A 22566-nucleotide genomic window follows, 5' to 3' on the forward strand; every position below is an offset into this window, starting at 1 on the left:
GCCGTACCTAGCTGCCTTTGATCCGCGCTTGGACAAGGTTGGCAAACGGCAGCCTGCCGTACTCCTCCACGAACGCTGCGTGGCAGCCGGCTTCGGCCGCGTTCAGCTGCTCGACGGGCAGTTCTTTCCACGCGATGACCAGCTTGTTGGCGGCGGCGAGCTGCCAGATGAGCCGGCCGTCCCAGTGGCCGGGCGGCTTGCCCTGGCCGAAGTCGACGAATTCCTGGATCTGGCGGCGGAGGCCGCGGTTGCCCTTGCTGCCCGGGCCTGCCTTGCCCACGTAGAGGATGTCGGCGCCGTCGACCCATTCAGCGGCGAGGATATCCGGCTTGAGGGTGGGATCCTTTTTCTTGAAGACGCCGGCTGTGCTCCGGGCCAGGAACTGCGGCTGGAAACCCTCGGGCTGCAGCACGGCGAAAATCCCTGGCTTCTGCGGGATCCGGTTGATCTCCAGGTCCCCGAGCGCCCGGAATCCGGTAAACCCGTCCTGTTTCAGCGACAGTCTGTTGATGGGCATGGGGTCCTTGGGTCGAGCGGAGCGTTCCTACAAAGCTTACGGAAGAACCGGTTCCGGCGGCCGCGAAAAATGTCGGTGGTGCCCGATAGTTTGAATCCATGAACGGCGAGCAGGAGCCCGGATTGGCTCCCCGAGCGGTACCAGATACGGCGATCGCGGACGTGCCGGGGGTGGCCGTCATCCGTCCGGACCCGACGGGTCCGGGAGCGGGCGAGCCAAGCGGGGTTTGGCCGGAAGACCCTCAGCTGCCGGGGCTGGAAGGGGCCCAGTCGTCCGGGGCTGGGTTGATTGCTGAGATCCGCGAACTCGAGGATGAGAAGTCTGCCCTGTCGGCCCGGCAGGCGCGGCTGTCTGTCGAGTTTGACCTGCTCCAGCGCCGCGAACAGGCCGCCGCCGGGATGCCGGCGGACGAACTCGGCGCCGGAGTCGCGGCACAGATTGCGCTGGCCCGGCGCGAATCCCCGGCCAAGGGCGGCCGGCTCCTGGGCCTGGCCAAAGCCATGGTCACCGAAATGCCCCGCACGTTGGCGGCGCTGGAGACCGGGCAGGTCAACGAATGGCGCGCCACCCTGATCGTGAAGGAAACAGCGGCGCTGACCGCGGCGGACCGGGCCGCCGTCGATGAGGAACTCGCCGCGGACACGGGCACGTTCGACGGCGCCGGTGACCGGACGATCATCGCCGCGGCCCGGGCTGCGGCGTACCGGCGGGACCCGCGCACCGTCACCCAGCGTGCCGCCCACGCCGCGACCGAACGGACCGTGACCCTCCGCCCGGCCCCGGACACCATGTGCTACCTCACCGCCCTGCTGCCCGCCGCCGCCGGGGTCGCCGTGTACGCCGCCCTGACCCGGCATGCCGACAGCGCCCGCGCCGCGGGAGACCCCCGCACCCGCGGGCAGCTCAAAGCCGACGCCCTCGTCGAACGGACCACCGGCACCCCCGGCGGGATCACCGGCATCGAAATCCAGCTCATCATGACCGACCGCACCCTCCTGAAGGGAGACGCGGAACCCGCCCGCCTCCCCGGCTACGGCATCGTCCCCGCCGGCTGGACCCGAAAACTCCTCGCCGGCGCCCAACCGGAAGCGGGACCCAACGCTGCACCCCCACCGGGAACGGAAACAGGAACCGAGGCGGGACCGGAAGCCGGAACCGACGCGGGACCGCCGACGCAAAACGGCGCGGACCTGACCCTCTGGCTCCGGCGACTCTACACCGCGCCCGGCACCGGGGAACTTGTCGCCCTCGACTCCCGGGCCCGGCTCTTCCCGCCAGGGCTCCGCCGCTTCATCACCGCCCGGGACGACACCTGCCGCACCCCCTACTGCGACGCGCCCATCCGGCACCTGGACCACATCGTCCCCTGGCACAACGGCGGCCCCACCAACGCCGGCAACGGCGCCGGACTCTGCGAAGCCTGCAACCACACCAAAGAAACCCCCCGCTGGACCGTCAGGCCACGCCCCGGCCCCAGACACACCCTTCAAGTCACCACCCCCACCGGCCACACCTACCACTCCACCGCACCACCCCTCCCCGGCACACCCCTGACCGGCACCCCACACACCGGCCCGGCCCTGCCTGACACGGCTGCGCCGATGCCAGGCACCGGAGATACGAGCCGTCACCGACGCAGACTCCGGCACCGCGCCAAGGCACGCTACCTCCCGAACCACTTCTCCGGCAGGGTCACGTCGGCCTCTAAGGCGTAGTTGCCGGCGGAGTGGCCCAGCGCCAGGCGGTAGCTGCCGGCGGAGATGTGCCATTGCCCGCGGTCCGTGTCGAAGGAAGCCGGCAGCCTCGGATCAACATCCAGCGTGACGGTCCGTGATTCGCCGGGCTCAAGGTCCACGCGTTCAAAGCCGAGCAGGCGCATCCGGGGACCGGCAGGTTCCTCAAGGAGATACAGCTGCGGAACGTCGGCCCCACGCCGTTGGCCCGCATTGGTTATGGTGAACTCAGCCCGCACCACACCCCGGTGTGTCACCGACAGGTCTGCGTACTCGAAGCGGGTGTAGCTGAGTCCGTGGCCGAACGCGAAGAGCGGCCGGTGCCCCGTCCTGGCGAACCAGCGGTAACCGACGTCGGATCCCTCGTTGTAGGTGATGGTCGTCGGAGTCCCCCACGGCGTGCCGAGCCCCGGCAGCTCCGGCCGGGGTGTCTGGTCCAGGCCTACAGGGAAGGTCAGCGGGAGTTTCCCGGACGGGTTGACGGCTCCGGTGAGGATTTCCGCGATGGCCCGCCCGCCGCACTGGCCGGGATACCAGGCCGCGAGAACGGCGCGGACCTTCGGAAGCCACGGCATCGCGACGGGATTGCCGGTCTCGAGGACCACCACGGTGGCCGGGTTGGCGTCCGCGACGGCCTCGATCACGGCATCCTGGCCCCATGGCAGGGACAGGTCCGCGTTGTCGTAGCCTTCACCCTCCAATCGGATACCGAAAACAAGGGCCACGTCGCAGCGCCGCGCCAGCAATGCTGCCTCGGCCGGGCTCATCCCGGGGTCGTATTCAATCGCGGCATCGGGCAGCAGCCGCTGCAGTTCTGCCAGCGGCGAGGACGGCAGCAGGTAGAGGTTCCGCATGCTGCCCATGATGCCCGGGCCGCCCACTGTGTGGACTTCGGCGTAGCCGCCTGGCGGCGCCACGGCACTTGATCCGGCCCCGATCGGAACTCCCAGCTGGGCATGTCCTCCGATCACCGCGATCTTGAGGGGCGCACCCCCGGCAGACGGCGGCTGCAGCGGGAGCACGCCGTCGTTCTTCAGCAAAACGATCCCCTGCCGTGCCGTCTCAAGCGCAATGTCGGCGTGGGCAGCCAGGTCGACGTCGGGCGTTCCCTCCCAGCGGTCAATGCCGACGTCGAAGATGGCGTAGAGAATGCGCCGCACCATCCCGGAGAGACGTTCCTTGGGGAATTCCCCTGCGGCGTAGGCGTCGCGCAGCGGGGAGGTGAATGGCTCCTTCCCCCACATCATGACGTCGATCTGGGCGCCGGATTCCTGGTCCTGGCCCTGCAGCGCGAAGTCCCAGCCCGGCGTCGCGCCCCAATCGGACATTACCCAGCCGGGGAAGCCCCAGGCGCCCTTCAGGATGTCCTGGAGCAGTGTCCTGTTGCCGCCGGCGTAGGTGCCGTTGACCTTGTTGTACCCCGTCATGACCGAGCCGGGCCGGGCACGCTCGATGGCGATCTCGAACGCGAGCAGGTCGGATTCCCGGTGCGCGGCGGGATCGATGACGGCGTCCAGCCAGTGCCGGTTCGTTTCGTTGCAGTTCAGGGAGAAGTGCTTGACCGTGGAGATGACCTGTTCGCCCTGGATGCCTTTGACCGACTCCGCGCCCAGCACCCCGGTGAGCCAGGGGTCCTCGGACAGGTACTCGAAATTCCGGCCGTTGCGCGGGTCGCGGTGCAGGTTGAGGCCGCCGGCCAGCTGGACGTTGAGTCCTTTGCTGCGGGCCTCCCGGCCCACCAGTCGCCCGGACCGGCGGGCGAGTTCAGGGTTGAAGGTGGCCCCAAGGGCAATCGACGCCGGGAGCGCGGTGGCGGTGTCTCCCTCCCGGTAACCGGGGTTGGTCACGCCCAGGCTCGCATCGCTCATCAGCAGCGCGGGGATGCCCAGGCGCGGGATGCCGGGCGTATAGCCGGCGCTCATCGGGACACCGTCGGGGATGCGCGGGTCCTTGTCTTTGAGGACCTCGTTGGTGCCCATGACACTGATGAGAAGCGAGAAACGCTCATCGTCCGTCAACTGGGCTTCGACAGCCCGGGCCCGTTCCATCGCTTCAGAGTTCACGCCTGGCCTGCCTTCGGGCAATTGTCCGCGCACACAAAGCCTGCAGGTACCTTCGCGATCTCGCTATGAGCTGGCCCGGACAACTGAATGTCCTGAACGACCCGAGCAAATCTGACGGCTACCTGCAGGCGCTTTAAGCGTACGCCCGGGCGGCGGACATGGGTAGGGCAAAGGTCCCGGTTTCCGGGACCTTTGCCCTACCGCGGACCTGCCGGCCCCGGCCCGATCCTGTCAGGGGGTTGCCCGGCGCAGGGTCAGGTACGAGCCCACAGCGAGCGCTGCGCAGAGGAGCGCCGTCCAGCCGCTGACGCTCAGTGGCGTCTGGGCCGCGAACCAGGCACCCACCTGCGGCCACCAGCCCTGCCAGCCAGCGAGTGCGATCAGGCCCACCAGCACTACCGCGATGATGCTCCAGGCCACCAGCATCCCCGTGGCCCGCCACCGCTTGTACACGGTGGCAAACCAGAAACCGGTCATGTAGAGGGCCAGCATCACGAGGAAATTGAACAGGATTTGGACGGCGGCCGGGCTCTCAGCCGCCCACCCCAGGAAATAGAGCTGCCCGTTCTGGCCCCAGCCGTTGGTCGCCAGTTCCACACGGCCCAGCACAAAGTAGAGCAGGCTGATGCCCAGGGCCACGACGGCGAACAGCCCGGTGGTGCCGATGAAGAACGTGCGGCGGCTGACGCTCATGGCCTGCGAGAAGGGGAACGTGTAGGTCAGCGACTGGATGCCGAGCGCCAGGAAGTACCAGACCACTGACTGCGCGGCTCCGGAAACGCGGGTGTCCGCATCGCTCGGAAGTATGAGCCAGATGGCATATGTCAGGGCAAAGCTGCCGGCGATGATCAGCGCCGGGATCCCCAGGAACGTCCACTTGTTGATCAGCTGCATGCGGGCGACACTCACGGCGCGGTTCATGGCGCCACCTCCAGTTCTGATGGCTCCGTTACTGTGCGGGGTTCGACGCCGGCTCGGCCGGCCGCCGCGGTCGTCTTCCGGACGACGAACTGCTGCAGGGACACCGGGGACAGTTCCAGTCCCAGATCCGCGGCCCGGGCACGGTCCGCGCTGCCGAGACGCGCCTCCATGGTCACGGACGCCAGCGATCCCAGCCGCTCCCGGTGCAGCACAGTCCGCCCGGCGGTGAACGCGGCCACGTTTGTCTCCTCGCCGGTGACGGTGACGGCCGAGCCGCGGATGTTCTCGGCGTCGTCGTCCAGGATGATCCGCCCCTGGTCAATCAGGAGGACGTGTTCGAGCAGGTTGGCCACCTCGTCGATGAGGTGCGAGGAAAGGATGATGGTGCGCGGGTGGCGCGAGTAGTCCTCGACCAGCCGGTCATAGAAGATCTGCCGGGCGAAGGCGTCGAGCCCCAGATATGGCTCATCGAAGAATGTCAGCTCGGCACGCGCCGCGAGTCCGATAACGACGCCGACGGCGGACAACTGCCCGCGGGAGAGCTTCTTGATGCGGCGCTTGAGCGGCAGGGCGAATTCCTCCACCAAACGGTCCGCGAAATCCTGGTCCCAGTTGGCGAAGAACAGGGACGCCGACTTGAACGCCTGGGCGGGTGTGAAGTCCCCGGGGTACTTCTGCGATTCCCTGATGAAGCACATCCGCGACAGGACGGCGTCGTTTTCGTAGGGGTGCTGGCCGAAGACCCGGACGGTGCCCGACGTCTCCGGGTCCTGGGCGGTAAGAATGGACATCAGGGTTGTCTTGCCGGCGCCGTTCCGCCCCAGCAGGCCGTAGATCTTGCCTCCGTCGATGCGGAGGGTGACTCCGTCAACGGCCTTTGTGTCTTTGTAGCGTTTGGTGACGCCCGTCAGTTCGATGACCGGCGGCAACGTTAGTGCATCCACCGTCCCGCGCTCCTTTCCGTTAGTACGGGATCTGAGTTACTGCGGTTGATCATGTCGGCCAGCGCGTCGGCGCTGATGCCGAGCCTGCGCGCTTCCCGGGTGAGCGGCTGGACGAAGTCGTGGAAGAACTCTTCCCGCCGCCGTTCCAGCAACCGGGTCCGTGCTCCTGTGGCCACGAACATGCCGATCCCCCTTTTCTTGTAAAGAATTCCCTCGTCGACGAGTTTGTTGATCCCCTTGGCCGCAGTGGCGGGGTTGATCCGGTAGAACGCGGCGAATTCGTTGGTGGACGGCGCCTGGGCCTCTTCCGCCAGGGCGCCGGCCACGATGTCACCCTCAATCAGCTCTGCGATCTGAAGAAAAATCGGACGGGAGTCGTCAAGCACCGCGGGCCGCCCTTTCGTGGATGGCCGGGCAACCCGGCCTGTTGGTTCATTACTCATGTAGCTAACCACATAAGCCAGCTGTCCGCAAGGATCCGGACCCCAGACCCAGCGCCGCAATCCGACGCCGAAAAACGCCGTCCCGGCCGGAAGCGTAGAGTGGAACGAGACGCCTGATTCTGGACGCCAAGTGCTGAGGGAGAAATCGTGACGATTGACTGGGACGAGAAGAAGACGCTGCTGCAGGAACCGAACATCGCCGCCGTAACGCAGCTTTGCGACGAACTGATGGAAAAGAAGCCGGGGTCGGTTGTTCCGTACATCGATCCCGTCCATGACGAGGACGAATGCCGGATCGTCAGCCTGCACATCGCCCCGGGCAAGGGCTGCGAGTCGGGCTTTGTCTCCCACTTCAACGAGGACGAGACTGCCCGCCGTGCCACCTCAATCTACGAGGCGGTGGAGCTGGACCCCCGCTACGTGATGCCGTGGAACGCCTACCCCTGGGTCCGCGACGCCGATCTTCCCTCCGCCCTGAACGTGCAGGAAAAGACCGACGGCCTGCGGCCCTTCCGCCAGTTCCTCAAGATCAACAAGCGGGTGTCCGCCATCATCGCCCACGGCGCCGACGCCCACTCCTTCCTCACGCTCTTCGAGAAGACGTACCACTCCTCCCTGAAGAACCGCGGCGTGAAGATCTACAAGGCCACCGCCCTGGGCGGCCGCGCTTTCGCCGTCTCCCCCGCCAAGCAGGAGGAACTCCTCGGCAAGAACGTCGAGGTCTACAAGGACGCCATGCAGCGGGCGGGCATCCAGCACCTCTGACCTGATGCACGCACGACGGCGGCTGCCAGGCCGCCATCGTGCTGTCCGGCCTGGAGCTACCCCGTAGGGTCCAACGGCCCTGCCCAAGCCCCGCTGTCCTTGGTGAGCTTGGAGCCGAGCCCGGACGTCCGCGTCCCCAGGCAGGCTCGCTCCCGAGAGGACCCGCGATGGGACGGTTGGACGGCAAGGTGGCACTGGTCAGCGGCGGTGCGCGCGGCATCGGCGCCGCCATTGCGCGGCGGTTCCTCGAAGAAGGTGCCAACGTTGTCGCCGGGGATGTACTGGACGACGACGGCCGTCAGCTGGCTGCCCGGCTCGGCGACGGAGTGCGCTACGTCCACCTCGACGTGACCAGGCCTGCGGACTGGGATGCGGCGGTGAGCGAGGCAGTCTCGGCTTTCGGCGGCCTCAGCATCCTGGTCAACAACGCCGGCATTGTGAACTTCGGCCGGATCGACGAGTTTCCGCACGAGGACTGGGCCCGGATCATCGATGTGAACCTCACCGGCGTCTTCAACGGCATCAAGGCGGCCGCGCCGGCGATGGCAAAGGCGGGCACCGCATCCATCATCAACGTCTCCTCGATCGCGGGCCTCCGCGGTTACGAGAACCTCTCCGGCTACACGGCGTCGAAATTCGGCGTCCGGGGCCTGACTAAGAGTGCCGCCCTGGACCTCGGCGGCTCCGGGATCCGGGTCAACTCGGTGCACCCCGGCGTCATCGAAACGCCTATGACCGCCGGCATGACCTTCGACACCGGACATGTCCCCCTGCACCGGACCGGACAGCCCACGGAGATCGCGGACCTGGCGGTGTACCTGGCAGCCGACGAATCCTCGTTTGTCACGGGCGCCGAGTTCGTAATTGACGGCGGCGAGACGGCCGGCTCCGTTGCCCCGCCCCCGGCCTGACAAGAAAGCACAAGCCCATGTCCCAGAATCCCGGCTCAAAACTGGCCATCGTCGGCGCCGGCAGCGTGGGCTCGTCCCTCGCCTACGCGGCCCTGATCCGCGGCTCCGCCAGCAGCGTCGCCCTCTTTGACGTCAACGCGGCCAAAGCCGAAGCGGAGGTTCTCGACCTCGCGCACGGCACCCAGTTCTCGGCCGCGGCGGCCACTGTCACCGGCGGCGGGGACATCGCCGCGACGGAAGGGGCCGACGTCGTTGTCATCACCGCCGGGGCCAAACAGGCGCCGGGCCAGACGCGCCTGGACCTTGCCGGAACCAACGTCCGCATTCTCGAGCAGCTCATGCCGCAACTGCTCAAGCACGCACCGGACGCCGTCTACGTGCTGGTGACCAACCCCTGCGACGTGCTGACCGTTGCCGCGCAGAAGATCTCCGGGCTGCCGCCGTCGCGGATTTTTTCCTCCGGCACGGTGCTCGATACGTCGCGGCTGCGCTGGCTGCTGGCGCACAGGGCAGGAGTCTCCCTCGCCAGCGTGCACGCCAGCATGGTGGGCGAGCACGGCGACACCGAGTTCCCGGTCTGGTCCGGCGCCACGATCGGCCCGGTCCCCATCCGCAACTGGACGGTGGACGGCGAGCGCGTCTTCACGCCCGAATACCTCGCCGACACCGCGCGGGAAGTGACGCAGGCGGCCTACAAGGTGATCGCCGGCAAAGGCGCCACGAATTATGCGATCGGCCTCTCCGGTGCCCGCATCGTGGAGGCGCTGCTGCGCGGTGAAAACGCGGTGCTGCCGGTTTCCACCGTGCTTGACGGACAGTACGGAATCACCGGCACAGCCCTGTCCCTCCCCAGCATCGTGGGCCACGGCGGCGTCCGGGCAGTGCTGTACACCCCCATGGACGACGGCGAACTGGCCTCCCTGCACCACTCGGCGGAGACGCTGCGGCAGAGCCTTGCGACGCTGGGCATCTAGAGGGGCTCGTGGCGCCTGCCGTTACGCGCTGATCTTGCTCAAGGCGCGCTGGACGTCGGAGGCGGTGGGCCGCCGGGCAGGGTCTGGCTCTGTCATGGAGTGGAGCAGCCGGGACCAGCGGCGCAGGACGGTGTCGGGCAGCCGCGGGGACCGGAGGGTGCGGGCTACCATGGATTCAAGAGCCGGGCCGGGGAATGCCTTGATCCCCGTCAGCATTTCGAAGATCACCAGTCCCAAGGCGTAGATGTCGCTGGAACTTGTCGTGTGGAGCCCGTGGACGGCTTCCGGGCTGAGGTAATGCGGCGTGCCGGAGGAAGCGGCGTTCGGCCGGTGCCACGAACTGGTGGCGATGCCGAAGTCGATAAGTTTCGCACTGCCGCGCGGTGAGGATTCCCCGGCCGGGCTGACGATGATGTTGGCGGGTTTGACGTCATTGTGGACGATGCCCCGGCGGTGGATGTGTGCCAACGCCGCGGTGACACCCTTCATCCAGTCGAGGCTGACCGCGCTGGTGGCCTTGCCCTCGTGGATGGCCCGGCGGAGGTCCGTCCCCGCCGCCAGCTCGGTGGCAAGGTAGTTCCGGCCTGAACCTGGTCCCCCGTCGGCGGGCATCCGCCCGCGGCCCTTCATTTTGGCCAGGTTGCCGTGGTTCAGCCATCCGCGCAGCTCGACCTCGCGGTCAAACGGCGACGACGGCGCTCCTGTCTCGGACCGAAAGACCTTGACGGCAGCGGTGCCGCCTTTCGCCAGGTCTGTCGCCTGATAGACATCGGCCTCCGCCCCGCGCCCGACCAGGGCGCCCATCACGTAGCGCCGGTCGATGATGCGGGCGTCGGAGGCAGCCCCGCACTCAAGTGTCAGATGCTGACGGATACCAGCTTTCACTGCAGGATTTCGAGAATCTCTATCGACGTCAGGCCGGTCTCCAGGCTCAGGGCCTTTGTACCGACACCTGCCGAAGCGGCGCCCCGGACGGCGGAAGCGAAGGCGGACTCAGCTGCATCCAGCTCCCACTGCAAAGATTCGAGTCGCGCCCCTGCTGCGCGAACCGCGGCCAAGGGGTCTCCCCGGAAATCTGCGTTCTGCCGGAACCCGCAGGTGCAAACCCACTCGTCTTCTCCGGTGTGGAACTGGGTGAAGGGCAAGGAGGACACGGGAACAGGTGCGGAAACCATCGAAGTCCCGCAGTGCACCGGCGCAAGGCTGCCGGCCGTGCCGCGAAGGCTCTCCCCGGTGCCAGCCCGGGGGGATTCGAGATAAGTGCCCATCTGGTTCTCGACCATGGAGCCCTGGGCGTGCAGCGCGCCGGAGGAACGGGACGTGGTGCGATCAACTACTGCTGTCATTTCCGGCTCATCTCGCTAGTTAGGTTAGTACCTAGCTAGACTACCTAGCTTTATGGAAATGTCCAGCACCTACCAGTTCCTGGGGCATGTCGATCTGGTCAACCGCGTCGCGCATGGACTGAAGGAACTCCGTGACCGCCTGGGCCTGCTCCGGCGTGAGTGACTCTGCCACCTCGATCATGCGCGCGTGCATGTTCCCAAGGGTATGGCGGACTTCCGCATCGGCGCCCGTCGTCGGCTTCAAGATCACGGCCCGGCGGTCCGTCGGGTGCGGCTCGCGGGTGATGTGGCCGGACGACACGAGGCGGTCAACGAGCGCTGTCATGGACGCCGACGTCATGCCCAGCCTCGCCGCAAGTTCCTTGGGCTGGACGGCAGCTCCGGACCTTTCGGCCTCTAGGAGGAGCCGCAGGGCGAGCAGGTCCGACTCCCCCATTTCCATGGATGAACGGGTCCGGCGCCTCATTGCAGACTCTGAGGCGCGGTACTCCCGAAGGGCATTGAGGACGCTGACCGCAGTGGCTCGGTGCTCCCGGGATGGTGGGTACCAATAGCCCTCGCCAGCACCGTGCGCGTTCATCGCCATTTCCTTCGATCGTCTAGTAGCATGCCGTTCTAAGTAGAAAATGGTAGCACTATGCTCCGCCTCCCGCCGAAGAGGGTTTCTTCGCTGCTGCGGCTGCCCCCACACCCGGAACACAGCTCCGGCGGCAGGCGTTGACTACGGGTAGCCTTAGGAATTCTGGAAACTGCCCGGACCACAGTCACGCGGAAGGAGTGCGCCTGATGCCCGCTGCCACTGCAGCCCGCCACGCCGCCCTGCTCCGCCACGCTTTCCTGCTGGCCGCAGTCCTTGCCGTCATCCTGGGATTCCTGGGGATGCATGTCCTTGCCAGCTCCCACGGGACGCATGCCTCCGCCGCGGCCGCCGTTGAAGGCAGCCACGCAGCCGAACACGGCACCCGCCCAGCCGGCCACCATCCGGCCCCGCCGGCGGACGCCCGCTCCGCCGAACACCACCAAGCAGACCACCCGGCAGAACATCCATCAGCCGCCCCGGCCGCCGCGGCCGGGAGCGGAACCGCCGTGCCGCCGTCGTGCGACTGCCAGAACGGCTGCACGGAGCAGCCCGGCGCGCACGTCGACTGCACCCCGTCGCAGGCTGGCGCTGCCCTCAGCGCCCCGCAGCCGGGGGCCACGCTGGTGACCGCCCGGCCTCACGCTGACGGGCATTCCGACCTCCTCCCCCGCTCCACGTATCTCCCGGGGACACCCACACCCGGGGACCTGTCCATCAGCCGGACGTAAGACTGGACATGTGCCGTGAAGCCGCCGGCACATCGCCCGCTCCGGCGCCGGCCGCCGCACGGTGGCCCCTGTGCGCCATCCCCAGATTCCACCCAAAGGACGCGATTTTCCATGAACAAAATCCTGACGATTTCCGCCACCGCCGTGGCCGCCGCCATTGCCCTGGCAGGCTGCTCCGCCAGTGCAGACAGCAGCATGCCCGGCATGAACCACAGCACGGGCCAGTCCATGCCCGGCACCAGCGCCGCCCCTGCGGCGGCGGACCACAACGGCTCGGACACGATGTTTGCCCAGGGCATGATTCCGCACCACGCCCAGGCCGTGGAGATGAGCGGCATCATCCTCAAGAAGCAGGGCATCGATGCCCGGGTCACCGCGCTGGCGACGCAGATCAAAGAAGCCCAGGCGCCCGAGATCGAGAAGATGACCGGCTGGCTCACGGTCTGGAACGAAGCCACCCAGGCCCCCGGCGGCCACTCCATGAGCGGCATGATGAGCGGCGACGATCTCAGTAAACTCGACGCCGCCGAGGGCGCGGAGGCTGCAAAGCTGTTCCTGAGCCAGATGATTGCGCACCACGAGGGCGCCGTCGAGATGGCGAACTCCGAGGTCCGCTCCGGCAAGAACGCCGAGGCCATCCAACTGGGCAAGGACATCGCGGCCTCCCAGACGGAAGAGATCCAGGCCATGAAGGACCTGCTCGCCGCCCTGCGGTAAGCGGAGATCACGGCCCGCTGTGACGGCGGCCTCCGCACTAGGCGTACTGGGCCATCAGGCCGCCGTCACAGTTGACACCCGGTGTGACCTCTGCCATATTTCAAATATGAACCTGTCAGACAGCCGGACAGCAGGACAGCCTCTCGCCCGCCTTAGCGCGGCCGAAGCGGTCTTCAGTGTCCTCCGCTCCGAAATCGAATCCGGCAAGCTCGCTGTCGGGGCCAAGCTGAACTCCGAGGCCACTCTCGCCCAGCAGTACGGAGTGAGCCGCTCTGTGGTCCGCGAGGCCTTGCGTTCCTGCACCGCATTGGGGCTGACCGTCACCAGGACCGGGCGGGGCACGTTCGTTGTCTCCGACCACGTGGCCAAGGACCTGGTCCTTGGCCAATACTCGGCCCGCGACCTCACCGAGGCGCGCCCCCATATCGAGGTTCCTGCCGCCGCACTGGCGGCAGAACGCCGTTCGCCCGAGGAACTGGACACCATGCGGGACATTGTTGCCGCGATGTCCGCCGAGGACGACCCCGAAGTGTGGGTAGGCCTGGACTCCAGCTTCCACGCGCTGATCGCCAGGGCCAGCCGCAACAAGGTCTTCGAAAATGTCGTCTCCGACATCCGGGAGGCCCTTGCCCACCAGTCCGAGACCCTGAATATGGTGACGGACCGGCGGCACGCGTCCAACGAGGAACACGGGCGCATCCTGGCCGCCATCGAGGCCGGCGACGCTGCAACGGCGGGCATCGCCATGAGCCAGCACCTGCATGCCGTGGGCGTTGCCCTCGATTCGATTTTCCACGCCACTGAAGGCGCTTGAATCCGGCACCGTGAAGTGCGGATTCAGCAAGGCTTGACCCGCGACAACCAACCCCACCGTCAAAGGACGCAATGATTTCTCCCGCCCTCGCGCACCTCCCCACCCCGCTGGCCCCCGAGGCGCTCCCGCAGCACGCGCCGCTCGCGGTCCAGACCCGCGACGGCCTCGTCGAGAGCGTCCACTACGGCTCCGCAATCGCCACCACGGCGGACGGCCTGACCCTGCTGGCCGCCGGCGAGCCCCTCGCCCCGTTCTACCCGCGCTCCGCCCTCAAACCCCTGCAGGCTGTCGCCATGGTCCGCGCCGGCCTGAAGCTCCCGGACCATCTCCTCTCCCTCGCATCCGCCAGCCACTCCGGGGCCGCCGCCCACCGCGACGGCGCACAGCGCATCCTGGACATGCACGGGCTGACCCCCGCCGACCTCGAGAACAGCACCGACCTGCCCTACGGCGTCCGCGAGCGCCAGGAATGGGTCGCCGGCGGCGGGAAAGCCACCCGGCTGGCGCAGAACTGCTCCGGAAAGCACGCGGCCATGGCCGCCACCTGCGTCGTCGCCGGCTGGCCGGTCCAGGGATACCTGGACCCGACTCACCCGCTCCAGCAGCTCGTGGCCCGGACGGTCGCGGACCTGACCGGCGAGGGACCGGAGCGCACGTCCACTGACGGCTGCGGCACCCCACTGTTCGCCCTTACCCTGCGAGGCATGGCCCGGGCCTTCGGCAGGCTGGCCTCGGCAACCGGGCCCGGCAGCGCGGAAGCCGCCGTCGCCGGAGCCATGCGCCGCCACCCCATGATGGCGGCCGGCGAGGACCGGGATGTCACCGCGCTGATGCGCCTGGTGCCCGGACTCCTGGCCAAGGACGGATTCGAAGGCGTCCAACTGGCGGGACTGCCGGACGGCCGTGCTGTTGCCGTGAAGATCTCGGACGGCGGAGACCGCGCCCGGATGCCTGTCACTGTGCACCTGCTGGCCGCCCTCGACGTCGATACGTCTGCATTGGCGGGCATTGCCCCGGCACCCGTGCTCGGCGGTGGCCGGCCCGTCGGGCTGCTGCAAGCCGTCGATTTCCTTGCCTCCCCCAAGCCCGCCAACTCCCCCGACGCACTCTAAGGACCGCTATGACATCCCTCGACGGACTTTCAGACTTCCGCTCCGAACACGACCTCTTGGGCGACCGGGACATCCCCGCCGACGCCTACTGGGGTGTCCACACCCTCCGGGCCGTGGAAAACTTCCCCATCACCGGCCAGCCCCTCGCCTCCAACATGTACTTGGTCCGCGGGCTGGCAGCCGTCAAAATGGCCGCCGCCCGCACCAATAACGAACTCGGGCTGCTCGACGCCGGGCGCGCCGCTGCCATCGAGGAAGCCTGCACCGACGTGATGAAAGGCAAACTCAGCGAGCAGTTCGTGGTGGACGTCATCCAGGGCGGTGCCGGGACGTCATCGAACATGAACGCCAACGAGGTCATCGCCAACCGTGCCCTGGAAATCCTCGGACACCCGAAGGGCGACTATGCGCGGCTGCACCCGAACGACCACGTCAACCTCAGCCAGTCCACCAACGACGTCTACCCCACGGCGGTTAAGCTCGGCACGATCTTCGCCGTCCGGGAACTGCTCGCTGCCCTCACCGAGCTCGAAGACGCTTTCGCCGCCAAAGCCCTCGAATTCCGCACGGTGGTGAAGATGGGTCGCACCCAACTGCAGGACGCCGTCCCCATGACCCTCGGCCAGGAATTTGGCACCTACGCCGTCACGATCGGCGAGGACCGGCTCCGCCTGGCCGAAGCCGACCTGCTGATCCACGAAATCAACCTGGGCGCCACGGCGATCGGTACCGGGCTCAACGCACCGGCAGGCTACGCCGCGGCCGCCTGCCGGCACCTGGCCGACATCACGGGCCTGCCGCTCGTCACGGCAGTAGACCTGATCGAGGCCACCCAGGACGTTGGCGCCTTCGTGCACCTCTCCGGCGTCCTCAAGCGGGTCGCCGTGAAACTGTCCAAGATCTGCAACGACCTCCGGCTGCTCTCCTCCGGCCCGCGCGCCGGCCTCGGCGAAATCAACCTCCCGGCCGTGCAGTCCGGTTCCTCGATCATGCCGGGCAAGATCAACCCCGTCATCCCCGAAGTGGTCAGCCAAGTGGCCTATGAGGTGATCGGCAACGACGTCACCATCACCATGGCGGCCGAAGCCGGGCAGCTGCAGCTCAACGCCTTCGAACCCATCATCGTCCACAGCCTCCACAAGAGCATCTCCCACCTGGAATCCGCCTGCCGCACCCTTACGGCCCGCTGCGTCCGCGGCATCACCGCCAACACCGAACACCTACGCCTCACGGTGGAACAGTCAATCGGACTTGTCACCGCACTCAACCCGCACCTGGGCTACGCCACGGCCACGGCCATCGCGCAGGAAGCCCTCGCCACCGGCAAGGGCGTCGCGGAACTCGTACTCGAACACGGGCTGCTCACCGCCGAGCAGCTCACCGACCTCCTCAGCCCGCAGCGCCTGGCCAATCTGAGCAAATAGCGCACTCCCGAACCCCGAAGGACCCTCATGACTTATCCCGAAACTGCCCGCGCCCAAAAACAGGCGGCCCAGCAGCAGCCAGCTATCTCCGACCACACCATTCCCGCGCATGCCCACGCCTCCGAGGCGGCGCTCCACGCCGAGGACCAGGGTTACCACAAGGGCCTGAAACCCCGGCAGGTGCAGATGATCGCGATCGGGGGCGCCATCGGCACTGGCCTGTTCATGGGCGCGGGCGGCCGCCTCGCCGCCGCCGGGCCCGCCCTGATCATCAGCTATGCAGTCTGCGGGTTCTTCGCCTTCATGATCCTGCGCGCCCTCGGGGAACTCGTGATGCACCGGCCGTCGTCGGGCTCGTTTGTCTCCTATGCCCGCGAGTTCTTCGGCGAGAAGGCCGCGTTCGTCACCGGCTGGCTGTACTGGCTGAACTGGGCCATGACGGCGATCGTGGACATTACCGCCGTCGCGCTGTACATGAACTTCTTCAAGAAGTACTGGGCTCCGATCGCGGACGTACCGCAGTGGGCCTGGGCGCTGGCCGCCCTGATCCTGGTACTGGGCCTCAACCTCATCAGCGTCAAAGTGTTCGGTGAGCTCGAATTCTGGTTCGCGCTGATCAAGGTTGTGGCGCTCGTATCCTTCCTGCTTATCGGCATCTACTTCGTCATCTTCGGCACCCCCGTTGCCGGCCAGGAGGTCGGCTTCACCCTCATTGCGGACAACGGCGGCATGTTCCCCAACGGTCTGCTCCCCGCAGTCGTGGTGATGCAGGGCGTCGTGTTCGCCTACGCCTCGATCGAGCTGATCGGCACCGCCGCCGGCGAGACGGAGAACCCGGAAAAGATCATGCCGCGGGCCATCAACACGGTGATCGTCCGTATCGCGGTGTTCTACGTCGGCTCGCTGGTACTGCTCTCGCTGCTGCTGCCCTATAACGCCTACAAGGCCGGCGAAAGCCCGTTCGTCACGTTCTTCGGCTCCATCGGGGTCGACGGAGTGGACGCCATCATGAACCTCGTCGTCCTGACCGCGGCACTGTCCTCGCTCAACGCCGGCCTCTACTCCACCGGCCGTATCATGCGGTCGATGTCCGTTGCTGGTTCCGCGCCCAAATTCGCCGGCCGGATGAACAGGTCCGGTGTCCCCTACGGCGGCATTGCCCTTACCGCCTGTGTCGCCGTCCTTGGCGTCATCCTGAACGCCCTGGTCCCGGCCGAGGCCTTCGAGATCGTCCTGAACGTCGCATCGCTGGGCATCATCTGCACCTGGGCCATGATCGTCCTGTGCCAGATGCAGCTGGCCCGCCTCGCAGCGCGCGGGGAACTGCTCCGGCCCGCCTTCCGGATGCCCGGCGCACCCGTCACGGGCTGGGTGACGCTGGCCTTCCTCCTGGCGGTGCTGATCCTCATGGCATTCGACTCGCCCGTGGGAACCTGGACCATCGCGTCCATTGTGGTCATCGTTCCGCTCCTGATGCTCGGCTGGCGCCTCTGCCGGCACCGCATCCTGGAAATCGCAGCTGTCCGCGACGGCTTCACCGGCCCGTATCCGCTCGTGGCCGCCAGGGAAGCCAGCGGGGATTCGGAGTAGCCGCCGTGCGTTCCTCTTCCCCGTAACGCAACGTCCCGGCAACCCCTCGAGGATACGGTTCGCATATGCTCAGCAGACAGCCTCACACTGGCTCAGCGACGAACCATCCGGGAGACACTTCATGACCAACTGGCGCATCAGGGATTTCCACTCGGCCGATCTCGACGGGATCCTGCACCTTTGGGAAACCCTCAAAGCCACGAATGTCGAGCCGGTCTACGCCCTCTCCGAGGTGCTGGCCTCCTGCGAAAAGGACCACGCCGTCGTCGCGGTGCTGGGCGACCAGGTGGTGGGTGCCGCCGTCGGCCGCGCCGCGCACGACCAGGGCTGGATCGTTTTCCTGGCCACCCTCCCGGAATACCGCGGCCGCGGCATCGGCACTTCGCTGCTGGCCGCCGTCGAGAACCGGATGGCGCCGCACGGGCTGAACAAACTGTCCGCCCTGATGCCGGAATCCGAGACCCGGGTGGAGGCGTTCCTGGGCCGCGGGTTCGTGCTGAAGAAGAACCTCCGCTACTTCGAGCGGACCATTCCCGTGCAGCGCCAGGAGCTTGAGCCCCTCAGCCTGCTGGGCGGCCGGATCCTGGCCCGCGACCTTTGGGAAAACGTCGCGGGCATGCGGAACGAGAAGGAACTGCTGGAACGCCGGCTGGTCCTGCCCCTGGCCGAAGCCGACCTCGCCGACGAGTACGGTGTGGTGCCGCCGCGCGCCGTGGTCCTCTTCGGCCCGCCCGGCACCGGGAAGACGACGTTCGCGAAGGCGATTGCGTCGCGGCTCGAGTGGCCGTTCGTGGAGGTCTTTCCCTCCCGGCTGGCCTCCGACCCGCAGGGACTGGCGGGCGCGCTGCGCGAGACGTTCCTGGAGATCGCCGAGCTGGAACACGCCGTGGTGTTCATCGACGAGGTGGAGGAGATTGCCGCCCAGCGGTCCGGCGAGCCGCCGTCGCCGCTGCAGGGCGTCACCAACGAGCTCCTGAAGATCATCCCGGCCTTCCGCGAGCAGCCGGGCCGCCTGCTGGTCTGCGCCACCAACTTCATCCGCGCCCTGGACTCGGCGTTCCTGCGCCACGGCCGCTTCGACTACGTCATCCCCATCGGCCTGCCGGACCGCCAGGCCCGGGAGGCCATGTGGCAGCGGTTCATCCCCTCCACCGTTGTGGACGGCGTGGACGTGGAGCTGCTGGTGGACCGAACCGAGGGGTTCTCCCCCGCGGACATCGAATACGCGGCCCGGAGCGCGTCCCAGCGTGCCCTGGAAAAAGCGGTGTACGACGACGGCGGGCTGGCTTCCAGCGGCGACGCCTCCGTCCGCGAAGCGGTCCGGAAGGGCCCCGCAACGCAGGATTACCTCGACGCGATTGCGGAGACCCGCACCACGGTGAGCGAGGAGGTCCACCAGCAGTTCCTCGAGGACATCGACGCCCTGGGCCGGGTCTAGCCCTTCGGGGCGTCGTCGAAGGAGAGGTTCTCGTAGTCGGTGTCGTCCGCCTCGTCGAGCCGGTCGTCGAGTTCTTCCAGCAGCCACGGGTTGATCCGGGCCAGGATCTTCCGGATCTCCTCCACCGGCACCGCGGCGTAGAGCACCGGGCGGGCCTCGTTGTAGCGCGTGACCGGCGGTTTGTCCGGCCACTTCTCGGCCAGTGCCTTCACCCGCTCCGGCAGGGAATTGTGCGCGTTGTCGGCGATCTTCACCAGCGTGGCGTCGTGGTCTTCGGCGATGTAGCGGATGCCGGCCTGGTAGTCGTCCGGGTTCTCATGGAAGCGCTTGGTGACGCGCTCGATGATGGCCACGGCGCGCTCGGAGACGCCCATGTCCAGCAGGGCCTGCCGGGTCATGGGGGTGTCCTCGGCGATGTCGTGCAGGTAGCCGGCGATCCGGATGTCGTCGTCGAAGTCCGCCAGGGCATCCCCGACGGCGATCACATGCTCCCGGTAGGGCCGCTTGAGCTTGTCCTTCTGCCGGTTGTGGGCCACCTCGGCGAGGACCTTCGCCGTTTCGACGGTAAATCTCGGCTGCGGGGCGCCCGCTTCGGTCAACTCTGGTTCTGGCATGCTTCCAGCCTACGCGCCGGGCCCGCCCATCCCGGGCCAAATCCACGGGTCCCGCGGCAGCCCGGCGGGGTCAAAGACGGCGAGTGCGCGCTCCAGCGGCCCCGCGGGCAGCCCGAGGGACGCCAGCAGCCCGTCGCGCACCTCGCCCACGGAGATCCCGACGGCGGCGAGGTCGGTGAGCGTGACCGCCCCGTCGCGCTTGGCCAGGCGGGCCCCGCCGGCATTCAGCACCAGCGGAACATGCGCATATTCCGGAACAGGCATATTCAGAAGCGAGGCCAGGTAGGCCTGCCGGGGCGTGGACGGCAGCAGGTCGTCGCCGCGGACCACCTGGTCAATGCCCTGGGCGGCGTCGTCCACCACCACGGCGAGGTTGTACGCCGTCACGCCGTCGTTGCGGCGCAGCACAAAGTCGTCAACCACCCCCGTGTAGCTCCCGTGCAGCACATCCTGCACCTCCGCCTCGGTGACGGCCGACCGGAGCCGGACCGCCGCGGGCCGGACCGCCCGCTTCGTCTCACGTTCTGCTGCAGACAGGTTCCGGCAGGTGCCGGGGTAGGCGCCCTGCGGGGCGTGCGGCGCGGAGGGGGCGTCCTGGATCTCGCGGCGGGTGCAGTAGCACTCGTAGGTGAGGCCCGCCGCTGACAGCCGCGATATCGCCTCCGCGTAAAGAGTCCCGCGGTCGGTCTGGCGCACCACGTCGCCGTCCCAGGTGATCCCGATGGCGGCGAGGTCCCGGAGCTGCTCCGCTTCCGCCCCGGCCCGGGCCCGGTCCAGGTCCTCCACGCGCATCAGGAACTGCCGGCCGGTGGAGCGGGCGAAGAGCCAGGCGAGGATGGCCGTGCGGAGGTTGCCGACATGGAGTTCGCCGGAGGGGCTGGGGGCGAAGCGGCCGGCAGATGTCATGGCACCAGCCTATGCGCAGGGAACCCGCCGGCCCTTAACAACACCAGAGCCCCTCAGCTACCGATGACTTCGGAAAAACCGACGTCGGTGGCTCAGGGGCTCTTGCGGAATGACGATGGTGTGAACAAGAGTCAATCAGCGGGCGGGTTCCTTGCGGGAAGCCTCATCCAAGCTCCGGGTGGTGTGCCGGGGTACTTGTAGCCTGTCCAGGATCCGGCGGTGGCCTTCTCCGTTGTTGCCACTATTTCAACAGAAGCCATACAGTAGGCGCAACGGACTCAGGCTGCACTGGTCAATCTGATCAAGTCGAGCCACAGCGAAGCGCAGGGAGTAGTCACATTGCAGGAACTTGACCCGACGGACCGGCGGATCCTCCTCGCCCTGGACGAAGATCCGCGGCTGCCCATCATGGTGCTGGCGCAGAAGCTCGGCCTGGCGCGCGGCACCGTGCAGTCCCGCCTGGAGCGGATGAGCGCCTCGGGTGCCCTGCGGGCCAACAGCAGCCGGGTTCTCCCTGCGGCGCTGGGCCGGGGCGTGGCGGCGTCGGTCAGCGCCGAGCTGGACCAGAGCCACCTGAACGAGGCGATCGCCGCCCTGCGGAACATCCCCGAAGTGCTCGAATGCTACGCTCCGGCCGGCGAGACCGACCTGCTGATCCGCGTGGTGGCGAAGAGCCCGGATGACCTCTACCGGGTCTCGGAAGAGATCCGCCTGTGCCCCGGGATTGTGCGGACCTCCACCAGCATGTTCCTGCGGGAAGTCATTCCGTACCGGACCACCGGGCTGCTGGGCGCCTGACCCGGGGGCGGCACCTAGACGGGCGGGCCGGTGTTGGTCTTGAGGTTCTTCATTACGAGGGTCGACGTGAGGCGTTCGACGCCGGGCAGTGAGGACAGCTCGGCGTCGTAGAAGCGCTGGTACGCGGGGAGGTCCTCGGCGATGACCTTCAGCAGGTAGTCGGGCGAACCGAACAGCCGCTGCGCTTCCACGATGTTCGGATTGTCCGCCACGCGGTTCTCGAAAATCTCCATGGTGGCGCGGTCCACCTGGCGCAGGGTCACGAACACGATCGCCTCGAACCCGAGCCCGACGGCTGCGGGGTCGATGTCCGCCCGGTAACCGCGGATGACGCCGGTGGCCTCCAGGTCCCGGAGCCGCCGGTGGCAGGGCGCCACCGTCAGGCCCACCTTGGCGGCGAGTGCCGTGGCCGTCATCCGGCCGTCCTCTTTGAGGTAGCGCAAAATAGTTCTGTCTAAATGGTCAACCACGCAATTATTTTACCCGGACCGGGGGTTTTACAGCGAAAAGAGGGAACACTTCCGGGGCACAATTTTCTAGGCTTTTCCTGTAGCCAAGCGTCAGGAGACCGCCGTGAACCCCCAGCTGTTTTTCGCCTTTCTTGCGGTGGCCGGCGCCCTCGCCTGCACCCCCGGGGTGGACTGGGCCTACTCCATCACCGCCGGGCTGAAGCAGCGCAGCTTCGTGCCCGCGGTGGCGGGTCTTTGCGGCGGCTATGTGCTGCACACGGTGCTGCTGGTGGCCGGCCTGGCGGCCCTGCTCACGGGGGTTCCCGGAGTGCTGGGCTGGCTGACGGTGGCCGGCGCGGCCTACCTGCTGTGGCTCGGACTGACCACCCTCCGTTCCTGGCGGGGCGCCAGCTTCGGCAGCGTGGACATGCAGGCACCGGCAAACCAGTTCCGGACCTTCCTGCAGGGCGTCGGCACCAGCGGCATCAACCCCAAGGGCCTCTTGTTCTACGTTGCCCTGGTGCCGCAGTTCGTCAGCCCCGAGGCGCCGTTGCCCGTGCCGGTGCAGTCTGGCCTCCTCGGCCTGACGTTCGTCCTGCTGGTCGCGGTGGTTTATACGTGCGTGGCTCTGCTGTCGCGCAGGCTGCTGCAGTCCAGGCCGGGAGCGGCGCGGAAGGTGACGCTCGCCAGCGGCATCATCATGGTGGCCCTCGGCGCCGTCCTGCTCTCCGAGCAGCTCCTGCCCCTGGTGGGCCATGCCCTGAGCCGCTGGTGAGGCC

24 protein-coding genes are annotated in these 22566 nt (G+C 67.6%); 13 read left to right on the top strand and 11 right to left on the bottom strand.

What is annotated here, in order from left to right; all coding sequences use genetic code 11:
• Positions 1-7: 7 nt before the first annotated feature.
• On the bottom strand, positions 8-517 hold the full coding sequence (locus AR539_RS01035) for a hypothetical protein (protein WP_066431494.1): 510 nt from the start codon (positions 515-517) through the stop codon (positions 8-10).
• A gap of 98 nt (positions 518-615) precedes the next feature.
• Here AR539_RS01035 and AR539_RS01040 point away from each other — a divergent pair, with 98 nt between their 5' ends.
• Complete coding sequence (locus AR539_RS01040) at positions 616-2232, top strand: HNH endonuclease signature motif containing protein (protein ID WP_082699126.1); 1617 nt, start codon at positions 616-618, stop codon at positions 2230-2232.
• Here the strand turns inward: AR539_RS01040 and AR539_RS01045 are convergent.
• The 4 genes from AR539_RS01045 to AR539_RS01060 all read right to left on the bottom strand — a co-directional run bounded on the left by AR539_RS01045 (position 2181) and on the right by AR539_RS01060 (position 6564).
• Positions 2181-4313 carry a beta-glucosidase family protein gene (locus tag AR539_RS01045; RefSeq protein WP_197410520.1) on the bottom strand — a complete coding sequence of 711 codons (2133 nt, stop codon included), beginning with the start codon at positions 4311-4313 and terminating at the stop codon, positions 2181-2183. The genes AR539_RS01040 and AR539_RS01045 overlap by 52 nt on opposite strands.
• A 231-nt stretch (positions 4314-4544) precedes the next feature.
• Positions 4545-5234 carry a hypothetical protein gene (locus AR539_RS01050; RefSeq protein WP_066431498.1) on the bottom strand — a complete coding sequence of 230 codons (690 nt, stop codon included), beginning with the start codon at positions 5232-5234 and terminating at the stop codon, positions 4545-4547.
• Positions 5231-6163 (bottom strand): ABC transporter ATP-binding protein, encoded by a 933-nt coding sequence (locus tag AR539_RS01055; RefSeq protein ID WP_066431500.1) that lies wholly within the window; start codon positions 6161-6163, stop codon positions 5231-5233. Before AR539_RS01055 ends, AR539_RS01050 begins: the two co-directional genes overlap by 4 nt.
• A 2-nt stretch (positions 6164-6165) precedes the next feature.
• Positions 6166-6564: a GntR family transcriptional regulator gene (locus AR539_RS01060; RefSeq protein WP_231728444.1), complete on the bottom strand. Its 399-nt coding sequence runs from the start codon at positions 6562-6564 to the stop codon at positions 6166-6168.
• Positions 6565-6768: 204 nt separating this feature from the next.
• On the opposite strand from AR539_RS01060, the gene AR539_RS01065 reads away from it, so the two are divergent.
• The 3 genes from AR539_RS01065 to AR539_RS01075 all read left to right on the top strand — a co-directional run bounded on the left by AR539_RS01065 (position 6769) and on the right by AR539_RS01075 (position 9271).
• Positions 6769-7386, top strand: a complete 618-nt coding sequence (locus AR539_RS01065; RefSeq protein ID WP_066431506.1) for a uracil-DNA glycosylase — start codon at positions 6769-6771, stop codon at positions 7384-7386.
• Positions 7387-7553: 167 nt separating this feature from the next.
• A complete protein-coding gene (locus AR539_RS01070) occupies positions 7554-8297 on the top strand; it encodes a glucose 1-dehydrogenase (protein WP_066431511.1) in 744 nt (247 codons plus the stop codon).
• A 17-nt stretch (positions 8298-8314) separates the two neighbouring features.
• On the top strand, positions 8315-9271 hold the full coding sequence (locus tag AR539_RS01075; RefSeq protein ID WP_066431514.1) for an L-lactate dehydrogenase: 957 nt from the start codon (positions 8315-8317) through the stop codon (positions 9269-9271).
• Between the two features lie 21 nt (positions 9272-9292).
• On the opposite strand, the gene AR539_RS01080 is transcribed toward AR539_RS01075, so the two are convergent.
• The 3 genes from AR539_RS01080 to AR539_RS01090 all read right to left on the bottom strand — a co-directional run bounded on the left by AR539_RS01080 (position 9293) and on the right by AR539_RS01090 (position 11083).
• Entirely contained in the window at positions 9293-10156 is an 864-nt protein-coding gene (locus AR539_RS01080) for a serine/threonine-protein kinase (RefSeq protein ID WP_231728445.1), read from the bottom strand.
• On the bottom strand, positions 10153-10554 hold the full coding sequence (locus AR539_RS01085) for a hypothetical protein (RefSeq protein ID WP_231728446.1): 402 nt from the start codon (positions 10552-10554) through the stop codon (positions 10153-10155). The genes AR539_RS01080 and AR539_RS01085 overlap by 4 nt, the downstream gene beginning before the upstream one ends.
• Positions 10555-10657: 103 nt before the next feature.
• Entirely contained in the window at positions 10658-11083 is a 426-nt protein-coding gene (locus tag AR539_RS01090) for a MarR family winged helix-turn-helix transcriptional regulator (protein ID WP_442854385.1), read from the bottom strand.
• Between the two features lie 320 nt (positions 11084-11403).
• Between AR539_RS01090 and AR539_RS19250 the strand changes: the two genes are divergently transcribed.
• From AR539_RS19250 to AR539_RS01125, 7 genes are all read left to right on the top strand, one after another.
• The gene (locus AR539_RS19250; protein ID WP_066431520.1) at positions 11404-11925 is read left to right on the top strand and encodes a hypothetical protein; all 522 of its coding nucleotides are present in this window, start codon (positions 11404-11406) and stop codon (positions 11923-11925) included.
• Positions 11926-12036: 111 nt separating this feature from the next.
• Positions 12037-12642, top strand: a complete 606-nt coding sequence (locus tag AR539_RS01100; protein ID WP_066431522.1) for a DUF305 domain-containing protein — start codon at positions 12037-12039, stop codon at positions 12640-12642.
• A 106-nt stretch (positions 12643-12748) separates the two neighbouring features.
• Complete coding sequence (locus AR539_RS01105; protein ID WP_066431524.1) at positions 12749-13456, top strand: FadR/GntR family transcriptional regulator; 708 nt, start codon at positions 12749-12751, stop codon at positions 13454-13456.
• A gap of 71 nt (positions 13457-13527) precedes the next feature.
• Positions 13528-14568 (top strand): asparaginase, encoded by a 1041-nt coding sequence (locus AR539_RS01110; protein ID WP_066431527.1) that lies wholly within the window; start codon positions 13528-13530, stop codon positions 14566-14568.
• Positions 14569-14576: 8 nt separating this feature from the next.
• A complete protein-coding gene (locus AR539_RS01115) occupies positions 14577-15992 on the top strand; it encodes an aspartate ammonia-lyase (RefSeq protein ID WP_066431530.1) in 1416 nt (471 codons plus the stop codon).
• A gap of 27 nt (positions 15993-16019) precedes the next feature.
• The gene (locus AR539_RS01120; protein ID WP_082699128.1) at positions 16020-17582 is read left to right on the top strand and encodes an amino acid permease; all 1563 of its coding nucleotides are present in this window, start codon (positions 16020-16022) and stop codon (positions 17580-17582) included.
• A 121-nt stretch (positions 17583-17703) separates the two neighbouring features.
• Positions 17704-19020 carry an ATP-binding protein gene (locus tag AR539_RS01125; RefSeq protein WP_066431533.1) on the top strand — a complete coding sequence of 439 codons (1317 nt, stop codon included), beginning with the start codon at positions 17704-17706 and terminating at the stop codon, positions 19018-19020.
• Here the strand turns inward: AR539_RS01125 and AR539_RS01130 are convergent.
• Positions 19017-19634, bottom strand: a complete 618-nt coding sequence (locus AR539_RS01130; protein ID WP_066431536.1) for an HD domain-containing protein — start codon at positions 19632-19634, stop codon at positions 19017-19019. The two genes, AR539_RS01125 and AR539_RS01130, sit on opposite strands and share 4 nt — an antisense overlap.
• Before the next feature lie 9 nt (positions 19635-19643).
• The gene (gene gluQRS / locus AR539_RS01135; RefSeq protein ID WP_066431539.1) at positions 19644-20540 is read right to left on the bottom strand and encodes a tRNA glutamyl-Q(34) synthetase GluQRS; all 897 of its coding nucleotides are present in this window, start codon (positions 20538-20540) and stop codon (positions 19644-19646) included.
• A gap of 339 nt (positions 20541-20879) precedes the next feature.
• On the opposite strand from gluQRS, the gene AR539_RS01140 reads away from it, so the two are divergent.
• A complete protein-coding gene (locus AR539_RS01140) occupies positions 20880-21338 on the top strand; it encodes an Lrp/AsnC family transcriptional regulator (protein WP_066431541.1) in 459 nt (152 codons plus the stop codon).
• Between the two features lie 14 nt (positions 21339-21352).
• Here AR539_RS01140 and AR539_RS01145 read toward each other — a convergent pair whose 3' ends face one another.
• Positions 21353-21808, bottom strand: a complete 456-nt coding sequence (locus tag AR539_RS01145; RefSeq protein ID WP_082699129.1) for an Lrp/AsnC family transcriptional regulator — start codon at positions 21806-21808, stop codon at positions 21353-21355.
• A gap of 103 nt (positions 21809-21911) precedes the next feature.
• On the opposite strand from AR539_RS01145, the gene AR539_RS01150 reads away from it, so the two are divergent.
• The gene (locus AR539_RS01150; protein ID WP_066431543.1) at positions 21912-22562 is read left to right on the top strand and encodes a LysE family translocator; all 651 of its coding nucleotides are present in this window, start codon (positions 21912-21914) and stop codon (positions 22560-22562) included.
• The last annotated feature ends 4 nt before the right edge of the window (positions 22563-22566 follow it).

Source organism: Arthrobacter sp. EPSL27 (assembly GCF_001512305.1).
Classification (GTDB): Bacteria; Actinomycetota; Actinomycetes; order Actinomycetales; family Micrococcaceae; genus Arthrobacter.

Coding starts and splice junctions, on each gene's coding strand:
- AR539_RS01105 (WP_066431524.1), top strand. CDS start 12,749: ATGAACCTGTCAGACAGCCGGACAGCAGGACAGCCTCTCGCCCGCCTT.
- AR539_RS01115 (WP_066431530.1), top strand. CDS start 14,577: ATGACATCCCTCGACGGACTTTCAGACTTCCGCTCCGAACACGACCTC.
- AR539_RS01090 (WP_442854385.1), bottom strand. CDS start 11,083: ATGAGGCGCCGGACCCGTTCATCCATGGAAATGGGGGAGTCGGACCTG.
- AR539_RS01070 (WP_066431511.1), top strand. CDS start 7,554: ATGGGACGGTTGGACGGCAAGGTGGCACTGGTCAGCGGCGGTGCGCGC.
- AR539_RS01075 (WP_066431514.1), top strand. CDS start 8,315: ATGTCCCAGAATCCCGGCTCAAAACTGGCCATCGTCGGCGCCGGCAGC.
- AR539_RS01100 (WP_066431522.1), top strand. CDS start 12,037: ATGAACAAAATCCTGACGATTTCCGCCACCGCCGTGGCCGCCGCCATT.
- AR539_RS01050 (WP_066431498.1), bottom strand. CDS start 5,234: ATGAACCGCGCCGTGAGTGTCGCCCGCATGCAGCTGATCAACAAGTGG.
- AR539_RS01110 (WP_066431527.1), top strand. CDS start 13,528: ATGATTTCTCCCGCCCTCGCGCACCTCCCCACCCCGCTGGCCCCCGAG.
- AR539_RS01040 (WP_082699126.1), top strand. CDS start 616: ATGAACGGCGAGCAGGAGCCCGGATTGGCTCCCCGAGCGGTACCAGAT.
- gluQRS (WP_066431539.1), bottom strand. CDS start 20,540: ATGACATCTGCCGGCCGCTTCGCCCCCAGCCCCTCCGGCGAACTCCAT.
- AR539_RS01035 (WP_066431494.1), bottom strand. CDS start 517: ATGCCCATCAACAGACTGTCGCTGAAACAGGACGGGTTTACCGGATTC.
- AR539_RS19250 (WP_066431520.1), top strand. CDS start 11,404: ATGCCCGCTGCCACTGCAGCCCGCCACGCCGCCCTGCTCCGCCACGCT.
- AR539_RS01120 (WP_082699128.1), top strand. CDS start 16,020: ATGACTTATCCCGAAACTGCCCGCGCCCAAAAACAGGCGGCCCAGCAG.
- AR539_RS01125 (WP_066431533.1), top strand. CDS start 17,704: ATGACCAACTGGCGCATCAGGGATTTCCACTCGGCCGATCTCGACGGG.
- AR539_RS01130 (WP_066431536.1), bottom strand. CDS start 19,634: ATGCCAGAACCAGAGTTGACCGAAGCGGGCGCCCCGCAGCCGAGATTT.
- AR539_RS01085 (WP_231728446.1), bottom strand. CDS start 10,554: ATGGTCGAGAACCAGATGGGCACTTATCTCGAATCCCCCCGGGCTGGC.